We start from the raw sequence: 16,753 nt of genomic DNA, 5'->3' as shown, positions 1-16,753 counted from the left end.
CCATGGCGTCACAATTTGATCAATATCCAGAGATCTCAGATATGGCAAGTGTTCACGAAAAATTAAATGAGAGGGGACTTGTGCCAAAGCAGATTTCCACTCTCTATCAAATTCTAGACCATGTTTTAGGAACAGAGAAAGTTTCCAAGCGGGTTGAAAAGACAGGGGCGGGAGAACTGATACATTCCGAAAAGATCGAGGATAGGGTCTTAGCCCTCCATCGGGTTGTATTTGATTCATCAGAATTGAAAGAGCTTCCCGAGGGAGAAGACGTCAGGAATCTATTAGGCAGTATAGAAGAAAAGCTAGCCGATATGTTAGCGAAGAAGACCGTAGAGTATAGGATTGAGCAGGAGACCCTGGAGAAAATTGAACAGAAGCAGCAGCAGTATATGGAAGAAATGAAGCTGCAGATTCTAAAAACCACCACAGGGCCCGAAAATGCCTATACCTTCAAAAAGTATGCCCAGCTTGAAAAGCTGGAATCTAAGCGGTTATCCAAGTCAGCGATGGAGCTTTTCAGGCCATCAAAGCTTGAAGATATCGAGGGCCAAGATAAGGCCATTAAATCTCTGGTATCTAAGATTGCGTCTCCTTTTCCCCAGCATATCATTATTTATGGTCCACCGGGGGTAGGGAAGACAACAGCAGCCAGATTGGCTTTAGAGCATGCAAAGAAAATGAAGCATACGCCCTTTGATGAAGGTGCGAAATTTATAGAGGTAGATGGAACTACACTGCGGTGGGACCCTAGGGAGTCTACAAATCCCCTATTGGGCTCTGTCCATGATCCCATCTATCAAGGCAGTAAAAAGGATTTGGCAGAGGTGGGAATACCAGAGCCAAAGCCTGGTCTTGTAACAGAGGCCCATGGCGGCGTACTGTTTATTGATGAAATTGGAGAGTTGGACATGACCCTCCAGAATAAACTGCTAAAGGTCTTAGAGGACAAGCGGGTAGAGTTTGATTCTGCTTACTATGATCCAGACAATCCAGCGGTACCTTTATACGTAAAAAAACTTTTTAATGATGGAGCACCTGCAGACTTTGTCTTGATTGGTGCTACCACAAGGCAGCCTAGTGAGATTAATCCTGCCCTTCGGTCCAGATGTGCTGAGGTATTTTTCGAACCACTGTCCTCCCAACATATAGAGGATATTGTAAGAAGAGCAGCTGGGCGGTTGAAAGTTAAGTTAGATGAAGAAGTTGCCAAGCTCATCAGCCAGTATACCATTGAAGGAAGGAAGGCGATCAATCTGCTTTCCGATGGTTATAGCATGGCCCTATATGAGCAAGGAGAACACAAAGATGTTTATATTACGAAAAAGCATATTTTAGAAGTAGTGCAAATGAGCCGCTTGGCACCTATGGCTACCCATAAGGCCAGTGAAGTCCCAGAAATCGGTAAGGTTTTTGGCTTAGGTGTCCATGGATTTTTAGGCTCTGTCTTAGAGATGGAGTGTGTAGTCTTTGATGCCATAGAGAAAGGCAGAGGAAACCTGCGATTTAATGATATGGCAGGAACCATGACCAAGGACTCCTTGTTCAATGCCGCATCCTTGGTACGGAAGACCACGGGAGAACTTCTGACAGACTATGACGTTCACGTAAATGCTATCGGGGGCGGAAACATCGATGGGCCTTCAGCCGGGGCAGCGATTGTAACCGCCATTATCAGTGCTATAAAAGACAGACCTGTACGACAGGATATAGCTATAACAGGGGAAATTTCCATTCGAGGAAGAATAAAGCCTGTGGGCGGTATCAATGAGAAGATTTATGGTGCAAAGCAGGAAGGAATGAAAAAGGTAATCCTTCCAAAGGAGAACATGAAGGATGTTCACCTGAACTGTGAAGGGGTAGAGATTATCCCTGTAGAAACGATTGAAGAAGTATTGGAAATTATGTTAGTATAGTGATGAGAATAAGAAGGATATGGATGAAAGATAAGGCCAGAAGAGGTTCTTTTAACCTTGTCTCTGGCTTTTGCTATAGTTATACCAAGGGTGAGTGTGTGAGGAGGATTTAGAATGGAATACTTGGGAAGAATTCCGCCCCATAATATTGATGCAGAGCAATCCGTTCTAGGTGCTATGATTCTAGATCGGGAAGCGATTATCACTGCTTCGGAGATCATACGAGGCGATGATTTTTATAAGGAAGCCCATAAAGAGGTTTTTGATGCCATCATTGACCTGTATAACCGAAATGAGCCTGTTGATATGGTCACCCTTTCGGAGGAGTTATCCCAGCGGCAGATATTGGATGCCATAGGGGGCATAAGTTATCTAGCAAGCTTGTCTTCAGCGGTGCCGACGACGACCAATGTAAAATACTATTCTAAAATTGTAGAAGAGAAGGCCATTCTTCGCCGATTGATCAAGGCTTCTTCAGAAATTTTGGACAAAGGATATCAAGCAGAGGACGAGTTAAACAGCATATTAGATCTGGCCGAAAAAAATATATTCAACATTTCCCAAAGCAGGTCTCAGGAGGGCTTTAGTCCCATCAAAGAAATCCTTTTGGAAAGCTTTAATAAAATAGAAGAGCTTTATCAAAGCAAGGGCGGTATTACAGGGATTACCACGGGCTTCTCGGATATCGATAGAAAAACCTCTGGTCTTCAGCGGTCGGACTTGATCCTAGTTGCCGCCAGACCTTCCATGGGAAAAACAGCATTTTCTCTGAATCTCGTTCAAAATGCAGCATTAAAAGGCGGCGCTGCCGTGGCAGTATTCAGCCTGGAGATGTCTAAAGAGCAGCTGGTGCAGCGTATGCTCAGTGCTGAATCCCACATTGAGATCCAGAAGATCAGAAATGGTACCCTTTCCGAGGACGAATGGCCAAGGTTAGCGAAAGCCATGGGGCCGTTAGCCCAAGCAAAGGTTTTTATTGACGATACGCCAGGAATTACAGTTATGGAGATGAAGGCGAAGTGCCGAAAGCTTAAGATGGAACATGGATTAGACATGATCATGATTGATTACCTGCAGCTTATGAGCGGCGATGGAAAGGTTGAGAGTCGACAGCAGGAGATTTCAGCAATCTCCCGTAACCTAAAGGGTCTTGCCAGGGAAATGGATTGTCCTGTAGTAGCCCTTTCCCAGCTTTCCCGTGCAGCGGAGTTAAGAGCCGATCATCGACCGATCCTTTCTGACCTTAGAGAGTCTGGAGCCATCGAGCAGGATGCCGATATCGTTATGTTCCTATACAGAGATGAGTACTATCATCCTGACAGTGAGAAGAAGAATATCGGAGAAGTAATTATTGCAAAACAGCGTAACGGTTCTACAGGTACGGTGGAGTTGGCATGGCTTGGACAATTTACAAAGTTTGTAAACCTAGAGAAATTCAGAGATTGATCCATCATGGAGATCTAAAATATACTATTTCTGAAAATGAATAACCTTGAACCAAATTCCTACGGGGATGATAACAACAGATAAAATATTATTCGATAGAGGGAGGGATTCAATGTGGCTGGAGAGGGTTTAAATGAAGTGGATGTGTTAAAGATTGCCATAGGTGCTGAAGAAGAAGGACATCGCTTCTATACAGAGGCAGCTGGGCAATATGATGATCCACAGATAAAAGAGATGTTTCTACATCTAGCGGAAGAAGAAATGGATCATATTAAGACCTTTCAGGACATTTATAAAAGGGTTACAAAGGAAGAGGAATATAGCTTCTATGAAGAGCCAATTTCAGCCTATCTGAGGGCAATCAGTGAAACGGCTATATTCAATACAAACGGGTTAACAAACTATCGTGTAAGGAATGTTTCAAGCGTGAAAGAAGCGCTGTTGATTGGGATACAAGCAGAAAAGGATGCAATTTTATTTTATGAGGCAGTTCTAAACCATACGAAGCATGAAAGAACAAGAAAAGTATTGGATCGTCTAATAAAAGAGGAAATCAAGCATCTACATAAGATGAAAACACTGGTTAAAGCGCAAGGGCAATAGACAGAAATCGCAGGTTTAAAGAAATATAGTATGTTTAGAGATCATGCTGTGAAAATCGTTACTGTTATCAATACAGCAATGGGGATAGTCTGAAAAGGACTATCTTTTTTGTTTTGTTTAAAGAAGTTTAAAGAAGGGATGACTGGGGAGAGAGTAGAATATTTTTATAAAAAAGGTCATAATAATCAGAGAGGTAAGCTTTCAATACATACAGTGGGTAGGGGGAACAGCATCGTGTGGATTGCCATTGGGGAAAAAACAAAAATTAGGAAATTAGAGAGGGAAGATGTGGATCGAATGCGGAATTGGGGAAAGCATACGAATCCATTATTTTTTCACTATAATTTTCCTCACTTAAGCAAGCAAGAGCGAGACGAATGGTATAGATTAAAGACAGGAAAGTTCAGAAAAAAGAGCTTTGTAATAGAAAATCTAGAGAATGAAATTATAGGATTTCTTTCTATTCGAGATATGAACTGGTTTACGGGTGAAGCAGAATTGGGAATTGTTCTAGATCCCCATCATATGAATCAAGGCTATGGGACCGATGGGATTCAGGCTTTTTTAGAATATTATTTTCGGCGGATGAGAATGCGAACCATTACACTGCGAGCAGCTGTGTACAATAAACGGGCCATTCGATGCTATAAAAAATGCGGATTTGAAGTAATTGGGGAAGAAATCATGGAATTTGAGGATCAGACCGCCGAGATATTTTATAACCCAAAGTATCAGGATTTCGAGGAAATATTTATTCCATCGAATTGTGGTATGATGACAAAATATGTGAAAATGGAATTGAAAAAAAGGAATTATGAACACAGTATTAACAGCATGTCCACAAAAACTGTGTGGAAATGTGAATAACATTGTGGATAAGTTGATAAAAAATAGGACTTTTTGCGCATAAAGGGTATATTTTGGATAAACTTGTGTATAAGTCATAAAAATTTTACTGTTTAGAAGATATTGTTTAAAGGGATAATAAAAAGGATAGATATCATAGTGAACATTGAGTAAAGGAGAGATAAATCCCTAGAAAATAATGTTTGTTTTCACCTGAAAAATGATATAATGTTAGTGGATTGTTAAACCAATATAAGGAGGAAGTAAGATGGCAAAAGTAACAAAGGATATGATTATTGCGGATGTATTAAGAATGGATAGAGAGACAGCACCTATTTTTATGAGACATGGATTACATTGCTTAGGATGCCCTGCATCTTCTATGGAAAGCATTGCAGATGCAGCAATGGTTCATGGACTAAATGTAGATGCTTTAATAAATGATCTAAACGAATATTTAGCAAGTAAAGGCGAATAATCGCTGAAGGTGTCTAAGGAAACTTAGGCACCTTTTGTATATTTCAGGGATATTTGCGTTATATTACCCGTAGAAATATGAACGGGCAGGAGGACAATATGGCATATTCCTTTAAGGTAATTATTGTTTTTTTTATGATCTTATTTCTCTTTAGGCTTTTGGGAAAGCGATCTGTCAACCAAATAACCAACTATGATTTGGTGAATCTATTTGTAGTGAGTGCCATGGCGGCAGGACCACTAGCCACGGAAAGCTTAGGCCGCTCATTCTTAGGAATAGGAATTTTTATTGGACTATTTTATCTGATGAAGCGACTAGGAACAAATCAGCGCATGGAGGAGTACATCCAAGGAAAATCCAAGACGTTGATTCACAGAGGTAAGATTTCAGAAGATAACCTGAAATCAGCAAAAGTTAGCTTAGGAGAACTTATAGATGAACTCAAAAGATTAGGGTACACCAGCGTAGCTGATGTGGAGTTTGCAATTCTAGAAAATACAGGGCAAATGACAGTGGTACCTAAGCAAAAAGATAGAGGATCCATGATAGCTCAGATTGGTACAGCAAGAAAAGGGAGAGAAATTGCTTTGCCACTGATCATTCATCAACGGCTAATACAGGAAAATTTGGATTATGCAGGACTACAACTAGAGTGGCTGATGGATGTACTAAAGGAAAAGGGAATTAACAGCATTGAAGAAGTTGAGCTGGCAGCAGTAAACAGTGAAGAACAAGTGTACATAGAACGTGTAAGAGAATAGGGAGTACAATTAACGAATAAAAAAATAGGTATACAAATAAATATTCGTAAATTTATTGACGACAAAGGGTATATTTGATAGTATTAGTTGTGGATGTTCGGAAATTAAAAATTATCATAAAAGTAGAATACTACTTTATCATAAACACAAAGGAAGGTGTGGGTTATGTCAACGGTTGTAATCGTAGGGGCCCAGTGGGGAGACGAAGGAAAAGGGAAGGTTATTGATTATTTAGCAGGAGAAGCAGAGGTTGTCGTGAGAGCCCAGGGTGGTAACAATGCGGGACACACTGTGGTCGTTGGAGATACCAAATATGCACTGCATCTTATTCCTTCAGGAATCCTATATCCTGAAACCATCAATATAATTGGCAATGGGGTTGTATTTGATCCAGAAGGATTTATAAAGGAAATAGAGAAGCTTGAAGCCCAAGGGGTAAAGACAGACAATATTAAAATCAGTGATAGAACCCATGTGATTTTCCCATATCATAAAAGAATTGATGAATTGGCAGAGGCATCTAGGGGAGAAGGCATGATCGGCACAACAAAAAAGGGAATAGGGCCTTGTTATATGGACAAGGTTGAACGATCTGGCATTCGAATCTGTGATCTAATGGACAAGGAAGTATTTATTGAAAAGGTAACAAAGCAGATTGAACAAAAAAATATAATTATCGATAAAATCTACGGCGGAGAAAAGGTAGATCCAGATGAGATTATTGAGAATTATTTAACCTACGCCGATAGAATTCGTAAGTATGTTGATGATACCACAGTGATCCTATATGATGCGGTGACAGAGGGAAAGAAAGTGCTGTTTGAAGGTGCTCAAGGAACCCTATTGGATGTAGATTTGGGTACGTATCCTTATGTAACGAGCTCCCATCCAATTTCCGGTGGATTTACGGTAGGCGCTGGCATCGGACCAAACATGATTGAAGAAGTGGTAGGGGTTATCAAAGCCTATACCACAAGAGTAGGAAAAGGTCCTTTCGTCACAGAGCAGGACAATGAAACTGGAGATCGTATCCGAATTGCAGGAAATGAATTTGGTACAACAACAGGAAGACCAAGACGCTGCGGCTGGTTTGATGTTGTTATGGTAAAATATGCAGCAAGAATTAATGGACTGACTTGTCTTTCCATGATGCTTCTGGATGTATTGACAGGCTTTGAGAAGATCTCCATCTGTACAGGCTACAAGCTGGGTGACCGGGTGATCGAACATTTCCCAGCAAGTTTAGAGACCCTGGCCAAATGCGAGCCAATCTATGAGGTAATGGACGGTTGGCGTGAAGATATCACTGGATGTACTTCCTACGAGGAGCTACCGGAGAATGCAAGAAAGTACATTGATCGCATTGAAGCCCTAATCGGCATTCCTGTGAAGATCATTTCCGTAGGACCAAAGAGAACCCAGACGATTGTTAGAGATAAGATTTTTAGGTAAGGAGGTTAGCGGTTAGCAGTTAGCCGTTAGCAGCAAAAGAATTAAAGATAAGATAGAGCCACATATAAAAACCACAAAGATGATAAATCCTTGTGGTTTTTTTCGTATTAAACCGCTAACCTGCTAACTGCTAACTGAGAAAATGCTATATACGCATATTGCGCAAAATCAACAAGTCAGCTGCTCTACCGTTGAGCCACACTAGCAAAGGTGGTGACCCATCCGCGGCTCGAACGCGGGACACCTTGATTAAAAGTCAAGTGCTCTACCTGCTGAGCTAATGGGTCATACTGTTTTGTACCACAGTTATATATATTACAGGATACAACAGCATAAGTCAACACGAAACGATGAAATTTTCTCTAGTAAAATCTTGAAATAATAGAAGCTACTTCTCCCAGCGCAAATCCTTCCCGTAGAACTTAAGGATTGTAAATTCACCAAAAATCCTGGAGGACACCCTCTGACTGTAAATGTTGGCGACCTCGATCGGAGAAAGATTTGTAGAGATCAGTATCTTTTTTCCCTGAATCAAGCGGGAGTTAATGATATTGAAAATTTCCGTATTGGTAAAGGCATTGGTCAGCTCTGTACCTAAATCATCAATGATCAAAAGGTCACAGTCAAATAGAAGCTGATAGGCCATTTCCACTTCAGAGGTTCGGTTGTTATTGAATTTATAGTTTTCTAAAATCTCTAGGATTTTAAAGGCTGTCTGATAAACAACAATTTTACCCTTATCCAAAAGGGATTTGGCAATACAATTGCACATAAAGGTTTTACCTAATCCGGTGGAGCCATAAAAGAATAGGTTCTCCTTTAGATTTCGGTCAAAGTTGATCGTAAAACCCTCAGCGATGCTCAGGATATTCTGCATGTTTTGCTTTGGAGACAGCTCTTCATCCTTATATTTGCTATCTGAGAAGATATCGAGATTAAAGGATTGGAAGTTTTCTTCTGACAAAACCTTAGACATATTGGACATTTCATAAGCCCGATTGATGAGTCGCTGTTTAAAGCAATTACACTTCTGCCCCTCCGATGAAAAACCTGTATCTTTACAGGACTGACACTGATGGTTTAACGCCAAATAGTTTAATGGAAAATTATTTTCTGTCATCAGAATGGCTTTTTCCTGCTTTAATTGATCCATTTTGTCTTTGATATTCTGCAAAGCTTCTTCATGGTTTTGTGGATTGGTAAGGATGACCTTAGCAACCATCATACCAGTTTTTGAAATTTCTTCTTCAATTTCTTTAATCCTTGGAACCAAGCTGTATAGATGTTGCTTTCTCTTTTCTAGCTCTCTGTGCTCGTGGTCTCTAATCTTCTCATAGCCGAGTAGTATTTCTTTGACGAATGGATTATGCAAGGTTAACACCTACCCTATTTCTTTTTTCTCAGTAAATCCTCTAATTCCTCGTTGGTATATTGAAATGATGGTTGTTCAAAATTATGGAATCTATTATTTGTTTGCTTTGCCGGTTTCTTTGTAATTGATTTCTCCACAGAACGCGGCTCAGGAATGTCGTCAACAGACTTTACATTGCCAGTCTTCCAAGCGGCTAAAATACTATTTATGTAATTGATATTGGGATTAGAAGTCTTTTTAGAGCTTTCACAAGCTTTCAAGATTACTTCTAAGCTAAATTCCCAGTCATCCAACCAAGTGTCCATGGTTTTCTTTTCTGCCTCGGAAGGCTCCCTAAAATGAAAGCCAAGGGCTTTAAAAATCTTATCATACTGAACGTATCTCCCATCTGTTTTAGAAAGATGCTCCTCCAGTTTTTCAGCAGTTGTAATCCCGTTATCGTACCAGCTGCGGATAACAGCCCCTACATACTTTATGTTTTTGATATTTTTCTGCTGTATGCAATACATGAAGGCCTGAACAATGAGATCAGGATCCATATTATAATTATAAATCCATTCAAGGATTTTCATCATCTCATTAGGGACAAGACTTCTTCGCACCAGCTGGTTGATATGATAGAACATATCTTTGATTTCAGGGACCTTGTTGGCTTCAATCAAATCCCCGGGTGAAGAGGTATAAGTGCTCTTCTCAGCCTCCTCAGCATCATTTCTAATTTGTATACTCTTGAAGTTGTTATGTATGTATAATTGTTTAAGGCTTAAAAACTCTACAATGAATTGGGCCCTGTCTTCTTCCTCTACAGCATGTTTGCGAATGATCCCTTTTTTCTCCCAGAAGTCCCAGGCATCCAATACATCGGATAAAGGGATGCTCAGATGTTTTGCAATGGTCTGGTTGTCCAAAGACAAAGAAGTGTCATCATCATGGGCATACTTATAACCTAAAAGATAAACCTTTACATAGGTTCCATTTGCCATAGGCATAAAATCATTGATAAAGATATTCTCAATAGGGGTATCGCCCAAGTCGAAATCTACAGTCTGTTTGATAAAGCGCACTCAGCTCATCCTCCCTTTCCTTCGTCATTTGGATTAATTCTATTATATCATAACCTCTGGGTGGAAATTAAGCCAGGCAAGAAAATATGTACATATTGGAAAAAGCCTAACATATAGTTATATAAGCACAGAAATAGCATAGGGAGGGATTTTATTGGTAAAGTTTAGACTGAACAAAAGATTTGCTGCATTCACCATTGTATTGTTAATCTTATCCTTATCTGCAGTTGCAGCAAAATATCAAATGATAGAAAAAGTAGCATCTGTTTATTCAGGTGTAAGAATACCTACAGGAAAAAATATCAATGAGTATGACATAAATGCACAGCTGGATCCCGTAGAAAAAATATTGACAGCCACCCAGAAAGTAAAGTATGTCAATACCTCAGATCGAAGCTTCAATGCTCTCTATTTTCATCTTTATCCCAATACTTTCAAATCAGAGACCACGGTGCCTTTTGAGAAAGGTGAAATGGAATTTGCCTATCCAGGAGGGTTCGAGGAGGGGAATATCAGTATTTCCTCTGTAAAGAAGAACAATGAAGTATTGACCCATCTGATCATGGGAAAAGGAGATACGATCCTAAAAGTCAATCTCGGAAAACCATTGGAAGTAGGTGAAAGTATTGTATTAGAGATGGCTTATACAGTAAAAATTCCTCCCAGTTATGGCAGATTTGGCTATGGACAGAATACCATCAGTATCGCCAATTGGTATCCCATAGCAGCGGTATTTGATCATAGGGGTTGGAACCTAGAGCCTTACTATGCCATTGGAGATCCTTTCTATAGCGAAGTGGGAAATTATAGGGTTGCTATGGCATTACCCACGGAATATACATTAGCTACCACAGGAAATATCACCAAAAAAGAAAATAATGATGGGAAAGTTGTATGGACCATAGATGCCAAATCGGTTCGAGATTTTGCTATGATTACCAGTGATCGTTTCAAGGTTCTAGAGGATGAAGTGGATGGCGTTAAGATATTTTCCTATTACTTCGAAGACCAATATGGAGAAATAGCTTTAGACACAGCCAAAGATTCTATCAAAATATTTAACGAGTGTTTTGGAAAGTATCCTTATGAGCAATTTTCCGTAGCAGCAGCAGATTTTTTCATTGGAGGCATGGAGTATCCCAATCTTGTCTTTATAGATGAAGGACTTTATCAGGAGGAGCAGAAGGATATTTTAGAATATGTGGTGGCCCATGAAGCAGCTCATCAATGGTGGTATGGTATTGTGGGTAATGACGAAGTCAATGAGCCATGGTTAGACGAAGCACTGACAGAGTACTCGACCCTTCTTTATTATGAGAAGAAATATGGCAAAGAAGTGAAGGAGCAAATCTACAAAAATATGATTGTTCGCTACTATGATGCCTATCGAAATAGTGACCCCAATGTAAATGAAGCAGTATATCGAAGTATAAACAAATTCAAGGACTCCATAGAATACCAAGTGATGGTGTACTATAAGGGTGCTATGTTTGTGGAGGATCTAAGAAATAATTTGGGAGATGAGCAGTTTTTCAAGGTATTAAAGGTATACTTTGATAAGTACAAATTTAAAAATGCAAACACCGAGGGTTTCATCAACCTCTGTGAACAAGTGACAGACAAAGAGTGGCGACAAAACTTTAAAGAATGGCTGAAATATAATAAGGAATAATTTAGCATTTTGTACATAGAATAAAGAAAAGGTTGTCCATATTATGGAAAAATTTTGAGGATGGCTACATAAGATACAAACCCTGTCGGAATAGAACGAATATAGTTACCCAGTTAGGGGTTGATTAAACATAGGAGTATTGATATAATAAAAAAGCTTAGGAATGTTACATAAATGTTACAGAAATGCAAAATGCATGAATGAACACTTGTGTAAATAGAAGCAGTGAAAAACAATAGAAAAATTAGAAGGGAGTTTTTTCAATGCCGAACAGCAAATTCCCTGAGCACGTAAAGCGGTTCATTGCACAATCAAATATACGACTAAGAAGATATATCGCACGTTTTGACCATATGAGTCGAAAAGATCGACGTAAAATTGCCATAGCATCTATATCCGCAATAGCTTTATGTTTTCTGGCTGTCTTTCTCTATGTTCAGAACATAGCCTATGCCGTGAAAGTTGATGGAAAGATGGTAGCAATTGTTCGAGAGAAGGAAGATTTTTCTAAGATTGTCGAAACAATGCAGTCAAACCTTCATCGTACATACAACCGGGAAATTGTACTAAATCAGGTCATTGTTTATGAGAAAACCAGAGCAAAGAAAAAAGAGTTGACGAAGGCCGATACACTGCGGACGGCAGTCAAAGAAATGATGCATTTTCAGGTGAAAGCCTTTGGTATCAAAGCAAATGACAAGGTGATCGTAGCCGTATCTACTAAGGAAGAAGCCCAGAAGGTCTTAGGCCAAGTGCAAGATGCCTATACGGGCAGCGAAGAAAACACCTATGCCCAGGTATCCTTTGGGGAAAAGGTGGAAATCGCAGAAATAGATGCAGAATTTAATCAGATTAAAACGCCAGAGGAAGCGCTGAAGCTGATTCAGCAAGGAACTGACGAAATCAAGGCCCATGAGGTTCAAAGCGGAGAAAGCTTCTGGAGTATTGCAAAAAAGTATGGTTTGAAGGTAGAAGAATTACAGTCTGCAAATCCAGGGGTAAATCCCGAAAAACTTCAGCTAAAACAAAAAATAAATCTGCTTATGGCAAAACCTCTTTTGACCGTAGCTACGGTGGAAAAGGTAAGATATGATGAAAAAATTCCCCGTGAGATTGTGCTGGAAGATACATCGGCCCTCTATAAGGGAGATAAAAAGATAAAGGTTGAGGGTAAAGATGGTGAAAGGGAAGTTTTGGCGGAAGTAATCCGTCAAAATGGTGTAGAGGTAGAGCGAAAGATCTTAGAAGAAAAGATCATTGCGCAACCAGAAAAGCAAGTTGTACTGCAAGGTACAAAACCCAAGCCGTTAACAGTAGCCACAGGTTCATTTAGTAATCCTGCCAGAGGAAGGCTGACATCCAGATTTGGCTGGCGATGGGGAAGAAATCACGATGGAATTGATATCGCCAATAAGATTGGAACACCGATTTATGCAGCTGATGGTGGAACCGTGAGCTTTTCAGGTACTCAAAGCGGGTATGGGAAAGTAGTGATTATCAACCATGGAAATGGCCTACAGACCGTCTATGGTCATAATAGCAAGAATGTAGTTTCTAAAGGTGATAAGGTTTATAAAGGACAAAAAATTGCAGAGGTAGGAAATACTGGACGAAGTACAGGACCCCATGTTCATTTTGAAGTGCGAAAGAACGGTAAGGCTGTGAATCCGTTATCCTATGTAAAATACTAATAAAAGCCTGGCGAAAAAGCCAGGCTTCTTTATGTTATAAAAACAAGAACAGCATAGCTAGCAGACTGGGATCAAAACGCATTCCTGGGTTTTGGCGTCTAGGCCGGCCAAATCTTTGTCTAGGATAATCTTGACTGGGTGTGGTGGGCAGCGAAATATTTTCTACACTCAGAGCCTTGTCAATATTGATAATGCCAGAACCTTCAGCCGTTCTAGGCTCTCCAATAGCTACGCAGGTGCTCATGATTTTGTTTTTGACTGCTGCAGGAGAAAGATTTTTGTCCTGCTCATACATAAGTGCTGCGACACCTGCAACCATTGGGGATGCCATGGAAGTTCCAGAGTGACTTACATAAGCCGTAGGACCTGTATTGGATAGGGATGTGATATTGACCCCCGGTGCAACCACATCTGGTTTTACAGCACCACTAGGGGTAGGACCTCTGCTGGAGAAATCTGCGACAAAGTCATCAGCGTAGGTGGAGGTACGGTTGTCATCTACTGCACCGACAGTAATAGCTGATGGGGTGACACCGGGAGTGGAAATAGTACGAGCATTTGGACCGCTGTTACCGGCTGAAACTACTACGGTTAATCCGCTTTGTACAGCGGCGGCAGCAGCTCTGGCTAGAGGATCATCTTTATAGCTGTTATCGGCGGGAGAGCCAAACGACATATTAACAACTTTGATATTGTATCTATCCTTATTATCGATGATCCATTGAATACCAGCGATAATATCGGAGGTAGTACCACTCCCTTCTTCATCCAGGACTTTTACACCGATGATATTTGCTTCTGGTGCAATTCCTTTATAGCGTTCGTTGCTAAGGCCGTTCCCTGCTGCAATGCCAGCTACGTGGGTTCCGTGGCCATCATCATCATAGGGCTGTGCTCTGTTATTGATGAAATCTTTGAAGGCTACGATACGATTGGTAGGCCTTACCAAATCATGATGGGGATAGACACCCGTGTCCAGAACTGCAATGCCTATGCCCTTCCCTGTGTAGCCTGCATCATTTACCAAGCTTGCATTGGCGGCTAAGGAGGCAAAATCCATGCATTTAAATACCTTGGCATCATCATTGATGAATTGTACCATGTGATGAGCAGCAATGTGATCTACAGATTCTGCAGGAATTTCTGCGGCGATGGCTCGAATCGCTGGAAGCTCATATTTAATCTTTCCACCAGCTTTTTCAATACATTCTCGAATATGATCACACTGATTTTGGCTATATACAATGACAGATAGGGTTTGCTTAGATCCAGCGGCAATCCGTTTGAGAATTGTAGGGTGAACAAACTTTTTTCTTATCATTTTCTGGTTCATTCAACTCACTCCATATCATTAATTTTCTGACAAAACTGCATTTTCTCAGTACCAATGTATGCCGGCATGTCATAAAGTGTTCGATATGGAGATTTTGGTAATGTATTGTAATTGTTTTGTAATAGTTGACATAATACTGTAAATCATTTATCATTCATTTAGAAAGCAGACATTCTCCTTCCCGTTGAAACATATACATACTCTTATAAAGGGAGGGGATATAAATGAAAAGAGTATTGCATAAAAAGACAGGGGTTTCCCTATACCTTGTTCTGGCAGTGATACTATTTTTGGGCGCGTTCCGGGCAGAGGTGCTGAAAATCAGCTTATATCCTCTTTTTCGCGAAGTTCAATTTAGAATCATTGAGTATAAGACAAAGGATTTTGGTGTAAGGGAAACAGAACACTTTATCATAAAATATCAAGAAGCAGATCAAGAAGTAATCGAACTGGTGGCAGAAGCATCTGAAAAGCATTACGATGAAGCCAGCAGGCTTTTAAACTACTATCCGAAGAAAAAAACCACCGTTGTAATTTATGAAGATCCTACAAAGCTTATGAAAAATGCAAATCTAAGGCAAGGAAAGCCTCCTATGGGGGTATACTATGCATCTACGATTCAAATTCTATCTCCAAGACAATGGATTCCAGAAAACACAGATATGAAGGAAATATTTATGAATGAAGGGCCTATGGTCCATGAGTTTACCCATCTGCTGGTAGATGACCTGACGCGGGGGAACTATCCCCTATGGTTCACAGAAGGGGTTGCCCTATATCAAGAATATGTGCACACAGGGTATGAATGGGGTAAAGGGTTAGAATATGAAGAGGCTCCTTATGATGTGGCACAATTGACAAATGATTTTCATGAGCTTGATGAAATGCTTGCCTATAAAAGATCTTTTGAAATGATGAAATCCATGGTAGAAAATAATGGATCAGAGGATTTAAATAAGATTTTACGAGAATTGGGCAAAGGGGAAGATTTTGAGAAGGCCCATGAAAAAGTTTTTGACAAGACTGTTGAAACAATATACAAATAAAAAACGTCAAATAAAATGCAGGATATATTGGGGTAATATATCCTGCAAATCATATATTTAAGGAGGAGTCGGTTTTTCTATTCATTCTAAAAGTTAGTAACTCGGCTAAAAATGAGGAAATTTGAGAGAAAACCATAAAAAAGCTTATACTATCTATAAAGATTAATGTCATTATATCTTATATTGAGCAGCCTGGATATGGGTAAAATGTAGGATTCATCTAGTGCTTAGGTAGGACAAGGAAGATAGAAGAACCATAAGCTCCTTTAGGATAAATGAAAAAACTTTCAGCAAACTACAAATATTTTGTATTGGGGTAAAAGGATTCAAAGAAAAAAAAAAGAATATTATCAAAAGAGATGAAGATGATGGGGTGAATTGCGTGAAAAGGAAAGTACTTGTGGTAGATGATGAAAAACCGATTTCAGATATTTTAAAGTTCAATTTAGAGAGAGAAGGTTATGAGGTTGGTGTTGCCTTTGATGGGGAAGAAGCCGTACGCAAGGTATACCAGTTTGAGCCGGATTTGATTCTATTAGATATTATGCTTCCCAAGCTTGATGGCTTTCAAGTATGCAAAAAAATTCGAGAAAGTATGAACACACCGATCCTTATGTTGACTGCTAAGGAAGAAGAGGTGGACAAGGTCTTAGGTTTAGAACTAGGAGCAGATGATTATGTTACCAAGCCTTTTAGTGTAAGGGAATTGATGGCTAGAGTAAAGGCCAACATGCGCAGAATGGATTCCAATGGTAACGGAGGCAAGGGACAGACCCTGAGCTTTGGCGTATTGAATATTGATTTAAATAAATATGAAGTAAAAAAAGGGCAAGAAACCATAGATTTAACCCTAAGAGAATTTGAGCTGTTAAAATTCCTAGCTACCCAGGAAGACCAAGTGTTCACTAGGGAACAGCTCCTAGAAGAAGTATGGGGCTATGAGTATTATGGCGATATTCGAACTGTTGATGTTACGGTGAGAAGATTACGGGAAAAAATCGAAGATAATTCCAGCAACCCTCAATATATCCAAACGAAGAGAGGCGTAGGATACTACTTTAGGAGGGTATAAC

General features: G+C 39.9%; 14 protein-coding genes and 1 tRNA gene. 11 read left to right on the top strand and 4 right to left on the bottom strand.

The window, feature by feature from the left end; genetic code table 11:
• Positions 1-2: 2 nt before the first annotated feature.
• The 7 genes from lonC (at position 3) to K0R93_RS13020 (ending at position 7,502) form a co-directional block, all read left to right on the top strand.
• Positions 3-1,916, top strand: a complete 1,914-nt coding sequence (lonC, locus tag K0R93_RS13050; RefSeq protein WP_300302029.1) for a Lon family ATP-dependent protease — start codon at positions 3-5, stop codon at positions 1,914-1,916.
• Between the two features lie 114 nt (positions 1,917-2,030).
• A complete protein-coding gene (gene dnaB, locus K0R93_RS13045) occupies positions 2,031-3,362 on the top strand; it encodes a replicative DNA helicase (RefSeq protein WP_300302027.1) in 1,332 nt (443 codons plus the stop codon).
• A gap of 114 nt (positions 3,363-3,476) precedes the next feature.
• The gene (locus K0R93_RS13040; RefSeq protein ID WP_300302025.1) at positions 3,477-3,965 is read left to right on the top strand and encodes a ferritin-like domain-containing protein; all 489 of its coding nucleotides are present in this window, start codon (positions 3,477-3,479) and stop codon (positions 3,963-3,965) included.
• Positions 3,966-4,073: 108 nt separating this feature from the next.
• The gene (locus K0R93_RS13035; protein WP_300302023.1) at positions 4,074-4,832 is read left to right on the top strand and encodes a GNAT family N-acetyltransferase; all 759 of its coding nucleotides are present in this window, start codon (positions 4,074-4,076) and stop codon (positions 4,830-4,832) included.
• 247 nt (positions 4,833-5,079) lie between these two features.
• Positions 5,080-5,289 carry a DUF1858 domain-containing protein gene (locus K0R93_RS13030; RefSeq protein ID WP_300302021.1) on the top strand — a complete coding sequence of 70 codons (210 nt, stop codon included), beginning with the start codon at positions 5,080-5,082 and terminating at the stop codon, positions 5,287-5,289.
• Positions 5,290-5,387: 98 nt separating this feature from the next.
• Complete coding sequence (locus tag K0R93_RS13025; RefSeq protein ID WP_300302019.1) at positions 5,388-6,050, top strand: DUF421 domain-containing protein; 663 nt, start codon at positions 5,388-5,390, stop codon at positions 6,048-6,050.
• A gap of 165 nt (positions 6,051-6,215) precedes the next feature.
• On the top strand, positions 6,216-7,502 hold the full coding sequence (locus tag K0R93_RS13020; protein WP_300302017.1) for an adenylosuccinate synthase: 1,287 nt from the start codon (positions 6,216-6,218) through the stop codon (positions 7,500-7,502).
• A 211-nt stretch (positions 7,503-7,713) separates the two neighbouring features.
• Here the strand turns inward: K0R93_RS13020 and K0R93_RS13015 are convergent.
• The 3 genes from K0R93_RS13015 to K0R93_RS13005 all read right to left on the bottom strand — a co-directional run bounded on the left by K0R93_RS13015 (position 7,714) and on the right by K0R93_RS13005 (position 9,938).
• A tRNA-Lys gene (locus K0R93_RS13015) sits at positions 7,714-7,789 on the bottom strand.
• Between the two features lie 101 nt (positions 7,790-7,890).
• Complete coding sequence (locus K0R93_RS13010; protein WP_300302015.1) at positions 7,891-8,874, bottom strand: ATP-binding protein; 984 nt, start codon at positions 8,872-8,874, stop codon at positions 7,891-7,893.
• A gap of 14 nt (positions 8,875-8,888) precedes the next feature.
• Positions 8,889-9,938 (bottom strand): DnaD domain-containing protein, encoded by a 1,050-nt coding sequence (locus K0R93_RS13005; protein WP_300302013.1) that lies wholly within the window; start codon positions 9,936-9,938, stop codon positions 8,889-8,891.
• Positions 9,939-10,092: 154 nt separating this feature from the next.
• Here K0R93_RS13005 and K0R93_RS13000 point away from each other — a divergent pair, with 154 nt between their 5' ends.
• Positions 10,093-11,610, top strand: coding sequence for a M1 family metallopeptidase (locus tag K0R93_RS13000; RefSeq protein WP_300302011.1), 1,518 nt, complete (start codon positions 10,093-10,095; stop codon positions 11,608-11,610).
• A 263-nt stretch (positions 11,611-11,873) separates the two neighbouring features.
• Positions 11,874-13,301 carry a LysM peptidoglycan-binding domain-containing M23 family metallopeptidase gene (locus tag K0R93_RS12995; protein WP_300302008.1) on the top strand — a complete coding sequence of 476 codons (1,428 nt, stop codon included), beginning with the start codon at positions 11,874-11,876 and terminating at the stop codon, positions 13,299-13,301.
• 34 nt (positions 13,302-13,335) lie between these two features.
• Here K0R93_RS12995 and K0R93_RS12990 read toward each other — a convergent pair whose 3' ends face one another.
• Complete coding sequence (locus K0R93_RS12990) at positions 13,336-14,634, bottom strand: S8 family peptidase (protein ID WP_300302005.1); 1,299 nt, start codon at positions 14,632-14,634, stop codon at positions 13,336-13,338.
• Between the two features lie 224 nt (positions 14,635-14,858).
• Between K0R93_RS12990 and K0R93_RS12985 the strand changes: the two genes are divergently transcribed.
• Complete coding sequence (locus K0R93_RS12985) at positions 14,859-15,680, top strand: peptidase MA family metallohydrolase (protein WP_300302003.1); 822 nt, start codon at positions 14,859-14,861, stop codon at positions 15,678-15,680.
• 382 nt (positions 15,681-16,062) lie between these two features.
• Positions 16,063-16,752 carry a response regulator YycF gene (yycF, locus tag K0R93_RS12980; protein WP_300302001.1) on the top strand — a complete coding sequence of 230 codons (690 nt, stop codon included), beginning with the start codon at positions 16,063-16,065 and terminating at the stop codon, positions 16,750-16,752.
• The last annotated feature ends 1 nt before the right edge of the window (position 16,753 follow it).

It is taken from the genome of Anaerosolibacter sp., assembly GCF_029240175.1.
Taxonomy (GTDB): domain Bacteria; phylum Bacillota; class Clostridia; order Peptostreptococcales; family Thermotaleaceae; genus Anaerosolibacter.
This window is presented reverse-complemented; position numbering and strand designations above follow the sequence as displayed.

Coding starts and splice junctions, on each gene's coding strand:
- K0R93_RS12995 (WP_300302008.1), top strand. CDS start 11,874: ATGCCGAACAGCAAATTCCCTGAGCACGTAAAGCGGTTCATTGCACAA.
- lonC (WP_300302029.1), top strand. CDS start 3: ATGGCGTCACAATTTGATCAATATCCAGAGATCTCAGATATGGCAAGT.
- K0R93_RS12990 (WP_300302005.1), bottom strand. CDS start 14,634: ATGAACCAGAAAATGATAAGAAAAAAGTTTGTTCACCCTACAATTCTC.
- dnaB (WP_300302027.1), top strand. CDS start 2,031: ATGGAATACTTGGGAAGAATTCCGCCCCATAATATTGATGCAGAGCAA.
- K0R93_RS13030 (WP_300302021.1), top strand. CDS start 5,080: ATGGCAAAAGTAACAAAGGATATGATTATTGCGGATGTATTAAGAATG.
- K0R93_RS13020 (WP_300302017.1), top strand. CDS start 6,216: ATGTCAACGGTTGTAATCGTAGGGGCCCAGTGGGGAGACGAAGGAAAA.
- K0R93_RS12985 (WP_300302003.1), top strand. CDS start 14,859: ATGAAAAGAGTATTGCATAAAAAGACAGGGGTTTCCCTATACCTTGTT.
- K0R93_RS13025 (WP_300302019.1), top strand. CDS start 5,388: ATGGCATATTCCTTTAAGGTAATTATTGTTTTTTTTATGATCTTATTT.